Below are 14,199 nucleotides of genomic sequence, written 5' to 3' on the forward strand. Positions count from 1 at the left end.
TGTAAGGGAGAGAAAAATAGATGACTCTGAAAATAGGTTCTCATGTATCAATGAACGGTAAAAAGATGCTGCTTGGAGCGAGTGAAGAAGCAGCTTCCTACGGAGCAAATACATTTATGATCTATACAGGAGCTCCGCAAAATACGAGACGTAAGCCGATTGAAGAGCTAAATATCGAAGAAGGCGTAGTTCATATGAGAGAGCACGGTATGGTTGATATCGTTGTTCATGCTCCTTACATTATTAATATCGCAAATACAACAAAGCCTGAAACATTTGAGCTTGGTGTCCGTTTTTTACGTTCAGAAATTGAACGAACAGAAGCCTTAGGTGCAAAACAAATTGTGCTTCATCCAGGTGCACATGTCGGCGCTGGTTCAGAAGCTGGTATTCAAAAAATCATTGAGGGCTTAAATGAAGTATTTGAAGAGAAGCGTGATGTGCAAATTGCGCTTGAAACAATGGCAGGAAAAGGATCTGAATGTGGACGTACATTTGAAGAACTTGCGGCTATTATTGATGGAGTTACGCATAATGACAGGCTCTCTGTCTGCTTTGATACATGCCATATAAACGATGCAGGCTATGATATCGTATCAGATTTTGATGGTGTCCTTGATTCCTTTGACCGTATTATCGGCCTCGATCGTTTAAAGGTACTTCATATAAATGACAGTAAAAATGAGCGTGGAGCTGCAAAGGACCGTCATGAAAACATTGGCTTTGGGCATATTGGCTACAAAGCACTTCATTACATTGTTCATCATCCACAACTTACCGACATTCCTAAGATCCTTGAAACACCTTTTGTTGGTGATGATAAGAAAAATAAAAAGCCTCCATATAAGCATGAAATTGCCATGCTTAAAGAAGGACAATTTGATGAGAATATCCTTCATAAAATAATGGAATAAAGAACGAAGCAGAGGGAATTACATTTCTCTCTGCTTTTTTCTTTGCAAAAGTTGGTTAGATCCTAGTTGGAAAGAAAAAATAATGCTTTTCCCTCCTAGGTATAGAGCATACGCTAAATAAAAGTATTAAAGGTACGAGCCGAATTGCTTGAGGAGTTGGTTAACAACTGAGGAGACATATGGATCAATATTTGTTTGTAATCGATGCAAAATACGATTAACTTGCTCTTGATTGGCAATGTTAATATCTTCAGAGCGGAGAATAGTGATGACCTTTTGGGCTTGATCCAGATTTAAGGTGATTTGGTGCTGCCTAGCGAGCTGAAGAAGTTCGTCTTTTGTTAATGAATTAATCTTATGGTTAACAAGCTGTTGCATAAAAGCGTTCATATCAACATCCCCTTTTTCTCAAGTAAGATGTTGATAGTGTATGAGGTGAAAGAGAAAATGTGCACAAAAAAAAAGGAAATCTCATCAGTCTTATCGAATTAGAGTAATAAGATTAGAGAGCTTTTATAATGAGCAAATCGTTCATACTTTAAAACTTAGTTCTGAATGGGACTGCGGAAAAGAAGAACAAAGAAGGAGTGGGGCTTTATGGATAAAAAGCACCTAAATAAACAAATAGCCCCAAAAGGGAGAAACATGAGGGCATTAAACCCACCGTTCCTAAGTTGTAATCAAGTGACAAATACAGACTCAAAGGTACTAGAGAATATCATATTCGAGGAAAATTTTTTAATAGAAGAATTAGCTATACCTTTTTTAAAAGTGAATGATCAATTATATGCAGTTAAGTGGAATGATGCTTTTTTAGAAATGGCAGATATAGAAGAGAGTGAATTGTCGCTACTTTCCTTAAAAGAGCTTGCCTTAATTAATCCATTCGTTTCATTTTGTGTAGATCTTATTTGTGCTGCCCATGATCAGAATTCGCGACAAGAGGATGAGTTTGAAGGAGAGGACTTCCTGTTTCGCATACGTGCAGTACCTTTCTTTGCGGATAAAACTATTTATCTTATTTTCGAAGACCGTTCTCTACAGAAACAATTTGAGAATCTTCTTACTTTCCATCATCAAATGGAAGCGGTTTCTCACATTGCTGCAGGAGTAGCTCATGAATTAAGAAACCCTTTATCTGTTATAAAGGGTTTCTTACAATTGGCTCAATTAACAAATGATTTTCAAAAGTATTATGATACAATTCTTTCTGAATTAAATCGAATGAATGGAATTATTGAAGATTTCTTATCTGTTTCACGAAAAAAAATTGATCGTAAATGGCAATCACCTGTTAAATTAATGAAATCACTCATTGAGATTATGAAAGCAGAATGTTTGCTTCACAATGTTGAGCTTCATCTTGAAATATTTGAAACATCCAAGTTGGTGCATGTAAATGAATCAATGATCAAACAGGTTATGCTGAATCTTTTGCGTAACTCGATAGAGGCGTATGGTGAATCAAATACAAATCGTGCCTTTTGGGTGGATACGAAGATTAAAGACAATGATTATATCATTTATATTAAAGACAATGGACGAGGCATGCCAGAATCTGTCCTCAATAAAATTGGAAAGCCCTTTTTTACAACAAAAGAGAGTGGTACAGGGATTGGCATACCATTGTGTAAAAAAATAATTGAAGATCATGGAGGTGCGTTTAAAATAGAGAGCACGTATAGTATTGGAACGACTGTCATGATTTCATTACCATTACAAGACTAGTGTGAGTGTTCTGTTAGAAGCAGAATGCTCTTTTTTATGGTGAAATTTTGTTAGTTCTAAGTTAGAAAGAAAATGAAGAAGTCTTTTCTATTCTAAGTTGAAAGCTTAGACTCGTGAAAATTTTATGTGATTTGCTGCATTTTCTAACAATGGGTTTACGTTTAAAGATTTATTTATTTACAAGATTGAAAAGAGCCATTATAATTGAACGTAGCAACAAAAGTTTCCTCGAGGAAACTTTTGTTGCCTGTACTAAATTTGCACATTTATTAGGCATCAGCCATAAGATAGAGCATCATAATACGAAATTGAATAAGTAGTACGTTGTTAAAAATATGGATAAAGAAGTCTTTTCTGAAAGTTGCTCTACTGCAACAATAATGCAATGACTTAAGAACAGTAAGATTTAAGATTGGAGGATGAATAGTATGGAGAGCGTGATACAAGTCAAAAATCTTACCGTGTTTTATGAGAACAATCAAGCCATTAAAAACATTAGTTTCAATGCTGAAAAAGGAAATTTAATTGGTATTGTTGGGCCGAACGGGGCAGGTAAGTCTACGTTAATTAAAGCGATTCTAGGCCTCGAGAAGGCACTAGGCTCAGTTACTGTTTTAGGTATGGAGGTCAATGACGTACGTAAACAAGTATCTTATGTACCACAACGAAATCAGATTGATTGGGATTTTCCTGTTTTAGTTGAGGATGTTGTGATGATGGGCCGTTTTCGCCATATTCCTTGGTATAAGAGAGCAGGAAAAAAAGAGCGGGAAATCATGATTGATTCTTTAGAAAAAGTCGGGATGTTAGAATACCGCAAGCGACAAATTGGAGAATTATCTGGTGGTCAGCAACAACGAGTATTTATTGCGCGGGCTTTAGCACAGCAAGCAGATGTCTTTTTCCTTGACGAACCATTCGTTGGAATTGATGTGACATCCGAAGATATCATTATTCGTTTATTACGACAGCTTCGTGACGCGGGGAAAACTGTGTTTGTTGTTCACCATGATTTAAGCAAGGTCGAAGAGTATTTTGATCAGCTACTCCTTATTAATAAAGAACTTGTTGAATTTGGAGCGGTTAAAGAAGTGTATAAACCAGACATATTATCAAAGACGTACAAAGGTAGTATGACGTTATTTGGTGCTTCTAATGATATGATGGTGGTGAGCAATTAATGGGTGAAATCACGATGTTTATTGACCAAGTGATGCGCTATTCCTATTTGCAGCAAGGTCTGTTAGCGGCGATATTAGTAGGAATTATTTGCGGGGTCATTGGATGTTTTATTATTTTACGAGGGATGGCATTGATGGGCGATGCCATTTCACATGCTGTTTTACCAGGTGTCGTAATTGCTTATATGATTGGGGCAAGCTTCTTTGTTGGTGCGGTCGTAACGGGAGTCTTGACCGCACTTGCGATAGGATTCGTCTCACAAAATAGTCGGATTAAAGATGACTCAGCCATTGGCATCATGTTCACCGCCGCTTTTGCACTCGGAATTGTGCTTATTACGGGCCTCAGGGGAACAGGTATTGATTTATGGCATATTCTATTTGGAAATGTGCTAGCCGTATCTCAGAGCGATTTATGGGTTACATTTGGTATAGGGATTTTTGTGCTAGCGATGATTGTGATCTTTTACCGTCCATTGCTCATTAGTACATTCGATCCAGTTATGGCAAAAGCAACAGGGGTACCAGTCCAACTGATTCATTATTTACTGATGTTACTGTTATCTCTTGTCACAGTAGCTTCCCTAAAGACAGTCGGAATTGTTCTTGTCGTTGCAATGCTGATTACACCTGGAGCAACTGCTTACTTACTCACAGATCGATTGCCTGTCATGATCTCTCTTTCAGCCATATTTGGTGTGATCTCAGCAGTTGTGGGAATATTCTTTTCGGTCGTCTATGATGTCGCATCTGGTGCGTCCATTGTGTTAGTAGCATCTGTCTTATTCGGAATCGCTTTTTTATTCTCACCAAAACAAGGAATTTTGACAAAAAAATGGCGTTCAAGACATGTTCAAAATGTTGCATAAAAAAAATATGATGTCTCAAAAAGCGGAGAGGAAATGCTCCGTTTTTTTCTATTTTATAAAAAGTCCTAATTTTTTGATTTGGGGTTTATTGGTTAATAAAAGGATGATCCTTTCTTAAATAGAAATTTAGTCCCATTTAAAATAGCGTATTTTTGAGGAAATCAATATATGAAGGAGAATAACTAAGCTGATCAACCCCTCAGGGTATAAGAGTTCGATATATCATGAGATACCCTCCTATTTGTAGAGATGTCCTTGTTGAGTTAGAATGAGGATTTCGTTACGATATATCTCATTGCAACGCAAGGAATAAATGGAGGAGTTAAGAATGAAAAAATTTATATTTATTAGTCTCATTGTCTTCCTTTCCTTCGTAACTGGTTTTCTTTATGTTAAAAATGATCAACTTCACGATACAGTAAAAGAAAAAGAGCAACTGAATGAGGTGCTACTTTTAAACCAGGAAATGAAGGAAATGCAAGTTTATTTTGCTAAGCAGCCAGTTTCAACAGAAGTAGCGGCAAATTATAATACATGGGTCCGTTCTAATGAATTAGCGGAGCAGCTTTATGAGGATAGTGAAGGGAAATTCAAAAAAGAGTGGGGACTTTTTCTCGGAGAACTTGCCCAGCAGCGTGATGTAGATCCATTTATTGTTTATGAACTTTTACGAACAGAAACAGGTGGAAGATTTGATCCTAACGCAGTAGGTCCAGAAACTCGTTATGGCCATGCTTATGGAATGGGACAATTTATGAAAAATACAGCTCCGTGGATGGCAGAGATGGCTGGTTTACCGTATGAAGAAGAGTTGCTTTTTGATCCGCTTTATTCGATCCAGCTATCAGTAGAATATTTAAGCTACCTTTATTCAAAATATGAAAATTGGGATCATGCGCTAACAGCGTATCATCGCGGAATGTACGGACTTGAAAAATACATTGCTGAGAATGGGCATGCTGAAAGTTGGTATGCTGTAGAAATTCAAGAGAATGCCGAAAAATTTGAATGGGTAGCCTATAACCCTTAACTAATAAAAGCGTAAAAAGCTGATCCTCTCTAATAATTAAGAGGATCAGCTTTTTCTCATTATTCATCATCGCCTTCGGTAAACCGTGCAGCCATTTCGTAAAAATAAAGTTGACTTTGGATCGGTTGTTCATGAGACTGGCGCTCGACATAAGCATAATTGCCGTCTTTCGATTGTTCACGTGCCTTAGTATTATCTAATAACGTTATTTCAAGAATCTCTTTTATCCTGTATTTGCTCTTTTGACTTAAGACAGGGAAGAGAATTTCAATTCGTTTTTCCATATTTCGTGTCATCCAGTCTGCGGATGATAGATATATTTTTTCCTCGCCCTGATGGTGAAAATAGAAAATACGACTATGCTCTAAAAAGCGGTCGACAATACTTCTGACACGAATGTTTTCACTAACCCCTTCGATTCCAGGTCGTAAACAACAAATCCCTCTAACAATTAAATCGATTTTAACTCCTGCTTGTGACGCTTCATAAAGCTTTAAAATAATTGGCTTGTCGGTTATTGAATTCATTTTAGCTATAATTCTACCCTCACCAAATTGCTTATGATATTCAATTTCATCATCGATTAATTGAAGAAATTGATCTCTAATTTCAAAGGGTGCTGTTGAAAGATGATACCATGTTGGTTTTTCACTATATCCACTTAAATAATTAAAAAAATTCGTTGCATCAATTCCAAATTCTTCATTTGCCGTTAAGATACCCATATCTGTGTATAGCTTTGCGGTTGAATCATTATAATTACCTGTTCCTAAGTGAACAAATCGCTGGATTTTATCATTTTCATGACGAACAATAAGGGTAATTTTACTGTGCGTTTTTAATGCAGTGATACCATAAATGACATGGACCCCTGATTTTTCAAGCTTTTTTGCCCATTGAATGTTATTTTCTTCATCAAAACGAGCCTTTAACTCGACAAGTACTGTAACCTGTTTTCCATTTTCTGCTGCTCTTGCAAGAGCATGAATAATTGGTGAATCCCCACTTACTCGGTAAAGCGTTTGTTTAATGGCTAATACGTTCGGATCATCAGTTGCGCGTGAGATAAAATCGACGACTGGCTGAAAAGATTCATAGGGATGATGCAAGAAAATATCTTGTTTTAATGTCGCTTGAAAAATATCATCTTCTCCTATTAAATCTTCAGGTGGTTGAGGAATAAGTGTTTCATTTGCTAAGTATTCATGATCAATGACAATTTGATTATATAGTTTGAAAAGGAATGTTAAATCAAGAGGCCCTTGAAAAGAATAAACATCATTCTTGTGAATTTCGAGCACGTCAAGCAATAGGTTAAGTACATTAGGGTCCATCATGCCTTCTTGCATTTCTAAACGGACGGCACAACCCCATTTTCGTTTCTTTAATTCTTTTTCAATTTCTCTAAGTAGATCTCGTGAACCTTCTTCATGAATGGTCAAATCGGCATTCCTCGTAATTCTGAATGGAGAAACAGATTGAACATTAAAACCATTAAACAGTTTATCAATAAAGTGACTTATGACATTTTCGAGTAAAATAAATTCTGACTTTCCTTCAGAACAAGGAAGCTGAATCACGCGATTTAATACGGCAGGAACTTGCACAATAGCGAGTTGCTCTTTTCTAACTGTCTGTCCACCATTATTCTTCCGCAAAACGACAGCAAGATTCAAGCTCTTACTAAGAAGCATTGGGAATGGTCGGTAAGCATCAATGGCCATCGGGGTTAAAACAGGAAAAATATAATGATTAAAACGATGCTGTAAAAAAGTCAGCTGCTCGTCTGTACATTCTTCAATTGATAGAAATTGAAATCCTTCCTGACACAGCATTGGAAGAAGTGTTTCTGTAAAAACAGCATCCTGCAGCTGCACTAACCGATGATTTTTCTCCGAGATTTGCTTCAGCTGTTGTTTAGGCGTAAGACTAGCCTTGTTTTCTGGTCGGTTAAAGCCTGCCTTTATCTGATCTTTTAAACCAGCAACTCGTACCATAAAAAACTCATCTAAATTTGAACTGAATATCGCTAAAAATTTAAAGCGTTCAAGCAATGGATTACGTTCATCCATTGCTTCTTCTAACACACGTTCATTAAAAGCAAGCCAACTTAACTCACGGTTATTGTATAAGGTTGGGTTATTAAGGTCTACGATTTCTTGGGTAATTGGATCTTTGTGCATGATTATTCAACCTTTCCTATACATTCATCTACTTTATTCTAACAGCTGATTGTAAAATTTATGTTAAGATTGGTTTTTTAAGGTCTATCGATGGGATATAATGTAATTCAATATCATACCCAGTTGCACGCTCTAAATGCTTTTTATGTTTTCCTGCTTGCATATCTTCAAAATGGGCATCCTCTTGGTAATAGAGAGGAATAATAAAGGTTTTGTCATTCACATCGATATGCCCGATTTCAACTACAGCATTCCGTTTTGTTCGATCTAAGCAGTAAGCAAGCTTCATAATCGATCCTAGGAATTCATAAAGCTTTAATTGCTTTTTATGGAGCAAGTTCTTAAATGGTTTCGCAAACTGCATCAATTGTGATTTTGATTTAAAAGAAGAAATGAAGGCAATAGCTAAACGTTCTTGATGAGATAGCCCTTCAATGGTCATATTCGTAACTAGGTAAAATGTGTTTTGACTACTTGCTTCACTATTAATATATTCACCGATATAGAGAACTCGAGCGCTATGTTTAAGAAGCTGCAGGGCAACTTTTTGATCATGTTTCGTCGAACAATTAGCTGAGAGTTCTTGGTATAAACGTGTAGCTAAATAGGTGATATGGTTTACATGATCTAAGTTAACCTCATAACTATGTGATAATTGATAGAAGCTCTCTTCGGCGACATTTGGAAAATAGCGAGTTTCCATTGATCGCAGTAATTCCTCGTAAAAAATACCGTCACGTAAGCCTTTTCGACTCATAATGAACGTATCAGCATTGACATGGTCAACCAGGGATGAAATAACCTCAGCCGCAGGGACGATAATATCGGCACGATCCTTGGATAATCCATCAATCGATAATCGTTCTTCGTAAGTGGTTTGCTGGAGCATCTTATTAAGATTATGCAATTCAGTGCGTGAGAATTCATACTGATGCAAGCCAGCAAGCGGGTACTCGATTTGACGTTGATGAATGAGAGAAAGGTTTCTGGCGCTTCCTCCAATCCCAATGACAGGATAGTCTCGGTTTTCTTGTAGCCAAGATAACGTTTTCAGTTGTGAGGATATAAAAACCTTAATAGCAGCTAATTCACGCTCAGTTGGCTGCTCACCTTTTACAAATTGCTGTTGAAGCGTGACCGCACCGAATGGGAAGCTGTGATAATAGATCAATTCCCGATTTTCAAAAAATGTAACCTCTGTACTTCCTCCACCAATATCAATTGTATAGCCATTTTTAATGTTAGTGGAATTAACAACAGCGAGATATCCGTAAAATGCTTCCTCGTATTCAGATAGGATTTGGATATCAAAAGCAAGCCGTTCTTTCACTAGTTCTACCACTTGATTGCGATTGTTCGCTTTTCGCATAGCGGCTGTTGCAATCGCGGTTACTTCCTTAACATGATGAAAGTGGATGATATCTTTAAAGCGAGTTAAAGTGTCTAAAAGAATATTGATTCCTTTTTTCGTGAAATGACCATCAGCGTTAATATGAGAGCTAAGACGAGCTACGGTTTTATAATTGTGTAACTCTTTATAGCAACCGTTATGATCGATTTGATTGATAACTAGACGTACTGAGTTGGAACCTATATCAATAATGGCAAATTGTTTTTCAATCACAAGTGTTCATCTCCCAACAATCTCACAATGTGTTTAAAGTTGTCTTCATTATAGCAAAAACATTTCTTCCATGCGCGAGGCTGGACAGAAAATAAATATCCATTATAATAGGTAAGGACACAGATTTAAATCGTAATCGTTCTGATAAAAGTGTTTCAATTCAAAAGAAGAATAGCAATAAACGTTATTATGACTCTGATCGTTCGTGTCTTTAAACTTTGATTTATACGGATATATTTTGCGCAGAAGGAGAAAGGAGGAGAGATACATGAATCAAGAAGAAGCTATCTCCATCAAAGGGGTATCATTTCAATATGGTAACCGCGCTGTACTTGAAGATATCTCCTTATCAATTCCAAAAGGTGGTTTTCTTGGGTTAGTTGGGCCAAATGGCTCTGGAAAATCAACACTCATTAAATTAGTTCTTGGCTTACTTCCATTACAATCAGGTGAGGTTCGCTTATTTGGAGAACAAGTGAATAAGTTTCGTAAATGGGATAAAATCGGCTTTGTTTCTCAAAAGGCAAATAGTTTCAATTCAGGATTTCCCGCTACTGTATTTGAAGTTGTTTCGATGGGCTTATATGGAAAGGTTGGACTTTTTCGCTTTTTGAATCGCAATCATAAACAGAAGGTTCGAGAGGCAATTGAGCAAGTAGGGATGACAGATTATATTCATCAAAATATCGGTGAGTTATCGGGTGGTCAACAGCAACGCGTTTTTATTGCTCGTGCCCTTGTAAGTGAACCAGAGCTACTTATCCTTGATGAGCCGACAGTCGGCGTAGATGTAACGAATGTTCGTCAATTTTACGACATGCTCGTGCATCTAAATCAAGAAAGAGGGATTACGCTGGTCATGGTAACTCATGATATTGGCGCAATGACAGACCATGTAACGGATGTAGCTTGTTTAAATAAACATCTTCATTTCCACGGAAATACAGCTGATTTTGCTGCCAATCAGGACCTATCATCCATGTATGGTCATGATGTACATCTCCTAACGCATAATCACAGTCACGGAGGACACTAGCAAATGTTAGAAGCTTTTTTTCGCTATGAATTTCTCCAAAATGCATTTTTTACAGGGGTTATGATCGGATTACTAGCCCCCTTGCTCGGCGTTTTTTTGGTCGTACGTCGGCTTTCGCTTATCGCAGATGCTCTTTCTCATATTACGCTCTCAGGAATTGCGGCTAGCTTACTATTAGCGAAGTATGTTGCGTTCTTCCAAGGTTTGAATCCATTATACTTAGGGATGGTTTTCTCTGTTGGCGGTGCTCTTTTAATTGAGCAGCTAAGGAGTGTGTATAAATTTTATAAAGAAATAGCGATTCCAATTATTCTTTCTGCAGGAATTGGCTTAGGTGTCGTTTTTATTTCGTTAGCAGATGGATTTAATAATGATTTGTTTAATTACTTATTTGGTAGCGTCATAGCAGTTAGTCGCTCAGACCTTTGGACGATAAGTATCATTACGGTGATCGTTCTGACTGTTCTTGTATTTTTCTATAAAGAGTTATTTTTCTTATCATTTGATGAAGAGCAAGCCGTCGTTTCTGGCATCAATCGCAAAGTCATTCATTTTATCTTTATCGTGATGGTTGCACTTGTGATTGCTGCTTCGATGAGAATTGTTGGCATTTTGCTCGTTTCCTCACTAATGACATTGCCAGTAGCAGCAGCGATGAGGCTGGCGAAGGGCTTTAAGCAAATGTTTTTATATTCGATCATATTTGGTGAAATTGCCGTTATTGGGGGGCTTGTGTCATCTTATCACCTCGATTTAGCTCCTGGTGGGATGATTGTGATGATTGCCGTGTTGATATTAGTTATGACCATTTATACTCAAAAGATTTGGTTGAAGGTTCGGAGCACCCACTCAAAAGCAGCAAAAACAAGCTAGATTATGTTTGAGCAATCATTGTCTCAAATGGTTATCTCATGTAAAATGACGTGAGGAAAAGATAGGGGAACATGCCTGATGGACATATTATTACATCTTACATTTATTGAAAGAGGACTTGTTGCGGGAGTGATTATCGGTTTCATTGCTCCGATTGTTGGTGCATTTTTACTTGTGCGACGTGTTTCTGTTATCTCAGAGTCGATTTCTCATATTACGTTAACAGGAATTTCAGCAGGCGTGTTTCTTGGAACACTAGGTCCATTTTTTCAAGCGATTAATCCAATGTATTTAGGAGTTATCTTCGCGCTTTTAGGTGCTTTGATTACAGAAAGGCTACGTGTCGTTTATCGGCATTTTCAAGAGCTTGCCATTCCAATTATTTTGTCAGCAGGTATTGGGATGAGTGCGATCTTTATTAGCTTAGCACGAACAGGCTATAATGAATGGTATACGTATTTGTTTGGTAGTATTGTAAGTGTCACGGTAAGTGATATTCAATTTATATTAGGTATGGCTCTAATTGTTCTTATCATTATCGGTATGTTTTATAAAGAATTTATTTCAATTTCCTTTGATCAAGAATTTGCAAAAGTCTCGGGCATTTCGATTCGAACGGCTAACTTTGTCTTTGCCTTGTTGATTGCTCTTGTGATTTCAATGTCGATGAAGGTGGTAGGAGTCTTACTCGTTGGAGCTATGATTGTCATACCAGTCGCAACTAGTATACAAATAGCTAAAAGCTTCAAGCAGTTAATTGGTTATGGGATTCTTTTTGCTGAAATAGCTGTTATTTCAGGAATGTATGTCTCTTATCAATATAATATTGCGACAGGCGGAATGATTGTCCTTATGGCTTTGCTTGTTTTACTTTTCGTGATACTGTTGAAAAAAATAAGCCAGCTTGGACGATAAAAGGGGGAACGAGACGTGAATGTGAATGAAGCAATGGAAATATTGAAGGAAAAAGGGTTTAAGCATACAGGGAAAAGAGAAGATATGCTCCGTTTATTTGCAAATGAAAAACGTTATTTATCAGCGAAAGAAGTCCTTGAGCGTTTACAAGGTGAATATCCTGGGATGAGTTTTGATACAATCTACCGTAATTTGTCATTATTCACAGAAATGGATATTTTAGAAGCGACTGAATTAGAGGGAGAAAAACGTTTCCGATTTAGTTGCTCAACGACAGAGCATCATCATCATTTAATCTGTTTAGATTGTGGAAAAACAAAACATATTCATAGCTGTCCAATGGAATCGATTCATCAACAGTTCCCAGATTTCGAAGTAACGGGGCATAAATTTGAAATTTATGGGAAATGCGAAGAGTGTCATTCTTAAGAAATGATTAGAAGGATCAGCTAATAAATTTTTAAAATAAGATGAAGATATAAAAAGGACTGGTTTTTTTCAGTCCTTTTTGATGATTGCAATTTTATGATGATTCTTGAAGCCAGTTATCGACCCACGTTTTCGCTTCGACCCAATTTTTAGCGCGAATGACATTATCAGGTGCAGGGAGGCGGTTGTATGGTGTATCCATTAAAATAACAGGAATGTTAAACTCCTCAGCGATCGCTACTGCATTATCATGCTTGTCTTCAAAAAAGATATCGAGCTTATGCTCACGAACAGCGTCAAGTTTATCGTGTTTACCGACTAATTCAATATGATCAAAAGGTAAAGAACGATTTGTAAACCAATTTTGTGTAATCGAAGCTAAATGTTCTCTACGCGCTGTAATATAAATGAGCTCATGATGTTTCGTCCATTGAAGCAAGGTTTCTTCAGCATCTGGAGCAAGTTCTGCTTGCTCGTAAATGATTCCCTCATGCTCACCCATCCACTCCCAAAATTGCTGTTCGGTAATATTTAGAATGGATGTTAAATCGTACTCCACGATATCATCTAAAGTTAGTGTTTTATTAAAATGCTTGTTTAAATAAGGGACAAATGTATCAGGTGCGGTTACGGTACCATCAATGTCTAGTCCCATTCTTTTCTTCGTACTCATTATATTCACCTCATACTTCTACAGAACTTATCTTCTACCTTACACGAATTTGTTTACTTGGTCTAGAGTGATTTCCTTTCCATGAAATGATTGTCACCGATAATTTAAAGCTTATGCGTCATACTAATATTGTTCCCCGAAACAAAGAAAGCGAGGGATTCGTATGGCAGACGATAAGCATCCAAAAGATGAACCCGTACGGTTGTTGGATGAAGATGATGAGTCTTTAACATTGGTCAATAATCATGTTGAAGGTCGTGATCATGATCGCAACCTTGGATTAAGTGAAGAAGAGACAAATGAAGAGATGACAGTTGACGCAGATTCAGCACCATTAGATGGGGAAGAAACCCTTTCTGATTCCCATTTTAATGAGGAAAGTGCAGCTGAGTATGGTGCAGTCAATGGATTGGGAGGAGTTCGAACAGTTAGCTCTGATCGAACCGAGGCAAAAGAAACTGCAGAGATGAATGAAGATGATGTGACGGCTGGACGTGGCACTGGAACATTTGCGATTGTTCTCTCTATTTTATCATTGTTCTTCTTACCAGTATTGCTTGGAGCAGCTGGTATTGTAGTAGGTTTTGTAGCACGTCGTAGTGGCGCCACAACGCTTGGAAATTGGGCAATTGGGATTGGTGCCATTTCGATTCTTATGACTGTCTTTTTCTCTCCTTTTTTTTAACGAGAGAGAACGGGGAACGGAGCTTTTTGTTCAAAAAGAAAAGCATAAGCCATCTTCGG

14 protein-coding genes are annotated in these 14,199 nt (G+C 37.4%); 10 read left to right on the plus strand and 4 right to left on the minus strand.

The features are described from left to right. Positions 1–20 precede the first annotated feature (20 nt). Positions 21–914, plus strand: a complete 894-nt coding sequence (locus IQ10_RS05360; RefSeq protein WP_144449473.1) for a deoxyribonuclease IV — start codon at positions 21–23, stop codon at positions 912–914. A 126-nt stretch (positions 915–1,040) separates the two neighbouring features. Here IQ10_RS05360 and IQ10_RS05365 read toward each other — a convergent pair whose 3' ends face one another. Beyond that, positions 1,041–1,304 (minus strand): DUF2624 family protein, encoded by a 264-nt coding sequence (locus tag IQ10_RS05365; protein WP_144449474.1) that lies wholly within the window; start codon positions 1,302–1,304, stop codon positions 1,041–1,043. Between the two features lie 207 nt (positions 1,305–1,511). Here IQ10_RS05365 and IQ10_RS05370 point away from each other — a divergent pair, with 207 nt between their 5' ends. The 4 genes from IQ10_RS05370 (at position 1,512) to IQ10_RS05385 (ending at position 5,722) form a co-directional block, all read left to right on the plus strand. Further along, positions 1,512–2,642, plus strand: coding sequence for a two-component system sensor histidine kinase NtrB (locus IQ10_RS05370; protein WP_144449475.1), 1,131 nt, complete (start codon positions 1,512–1,514; stop codon positions 2,640–2,642). Positions 2,643–3,070: 428 nt separating this feature from the next. Continuing rightward, the gene (locus tag IQ10_RS05375) at positions 3,071–3,823 is read left to right on the plus strand and encodes a metal ABC transporter ATP-binding protein (protein WP_144449476.1); all 753 of its coding nucleotides are present in this window, start codon (positions 3,071–3,073) and stop codon (positions 3,821–3,823) included. After that, on the plus strand, positions 3,823–4,692 hold the full coding sequence (locus IQ10_RS05380; protein WP_144449477.1) for a metal ABC transporter permease: 870 nt from the start codon (positions 3,823–3,825) through the stop codon (positions 4,690–4,692). Before IQ10_RS05375 ends, IQ10_RS05380 begins: the two co-directional genes overlap by 1 nt. A 328-nt stretch (positions 4,693–5,020) precedes the next feature. Beyond that, complete coding sequence (locus tag IQ10_RS05385) at positions 5,021–5,722, plus strand: lytic transglycosylase domain-containing protein (protein ID WP_144449478.1); 702 nt, start codon at positions 5,021–5,023, stop codon at positions 5,720–5,722. Between the two features lie 59 nt (positions 5,723–5,781). Here IQ10_RS05385 and IQ10_RS05390 read toward each other — a convergent pair whose 3' ends face one another. Both IQ10_RS05390 and ppx read right to left on the minus strand, forming a co-directional pair. After that, positions 5,782–7,905, minus strand: coding sequence for an RNA degradosome polyphosphate kinase (locus IQ10_RS05390; RefSeq protein WP_144449479.1), 2,124 nt, complete (start codon positions 7,903–7,905; stop codon positions 5,782–5,784). Positions 7,906–7,963: 58 nt separating this feature from the next. Further along, positions 7,964–9,529 (minus strand): exopolyphosphatase, encoded by a 1,566-nt coding sequence (gene ppx, locus IQ10_RS05395; protein WP_144449480.1) that lies wholly within the window; start codon positions 9,527–9,529, stop codon positions 7,964–7,966. 268 nt (positions 9,530–9,797) lie between these two features. On the opposite strand from ppx, the gene IQ10_RS05400 reads away from it, so the two are divergent. From IQ10_RS05400 to IQ10_RS05415, 4 genes are all read left to right on the plus strand, one after another. Continuing rightward, on the plus strand, positions 9,798–10,565 hold the full coding sequence (locus IQ10_RS05400) for a metal ABC transporter ATP-binding protein (protein WP_144449481.1): 768 nt from the start codon (positions 9,798–9,800) through the stop codon (positions 10,563–10,565). 3 nt (positions 10,566–10,568) lie between these two features. Continuing rightward, complete coding sequence (locus IQ10_RS05405) at positions 10,569–11,438, plus strand: metal ABC transporter permease (RefSeq protein ID WP_144449482.1); 870 nt, start codon at positions 10,569–10,571, stop codon at positions 11,436–11,438. Between the two features lie 78 nt (positions 11,439–11,516). Then, positions 11,517–12,353 (plus strand): metal ABC transporter permease, encoded by an 837-nt coding sequence (locus tag IQ10_RS05410; RefSeq protein ID WP_144449483.1) that lies wholly within the window; start codon positions 11,517–11,519, stop codon positions 12,351–12,353. A gap of 15 nt (positions 12,354–12,368) precedes the next feature. Next, the gene (locus IQ10_RS05415) at positions 12,369–12,782 is read left to right on the plus strand and encodes a Fur family transcriptional regulator (RefSeq protein ID WP_144449484.1); all 414 of its coding nucleotides are present in this window, start codon (positions 12,369–12,371) and stop codon (positions 12,780–12,782) included. Between the two features lie 94 nt (positions 12,783–12,876). Here the strand turns inward: IQ10_RS05415 and IQ10_RS05420 are convergent, their stop codons facing one another. Further along, a complete protein-coding gene (locus tag IQ10_RS05420; protein WP_144449485.1) occupies positions 12,877–13,455 on the minus strand; it encodes a hypothetical protein in 579 nt (192 codons plus the stop codon). Between the two features lie 163 nt (positions 13,456–13,618). Between IQ10_RS05420 and IQ10_RS05425 the strand changes: the two genes are divergently transcribed. Then, positions 13,619–14,140, plus strand: a complete 522-nt coding sequence (locus IQ10_RS05425; RefSeq protein WP_199757384.1) for a DUF4190 domain-containing protein — start codon at positions 13,619–13,621, stop codon at positions 14,138–14,140. Positions 14,141–14,199 lie beyond the last annotated feature (59 nt).

This window comes from Halalkalibacter nanhaiisediminis (assembly GCF_007830185.1).
GTDB lineage: Bacteria > Bacillota > Bacilli > Bacillales > Bacillaceae_D > Halalkalibacter > Halalkalibacter nanhaiisediminis.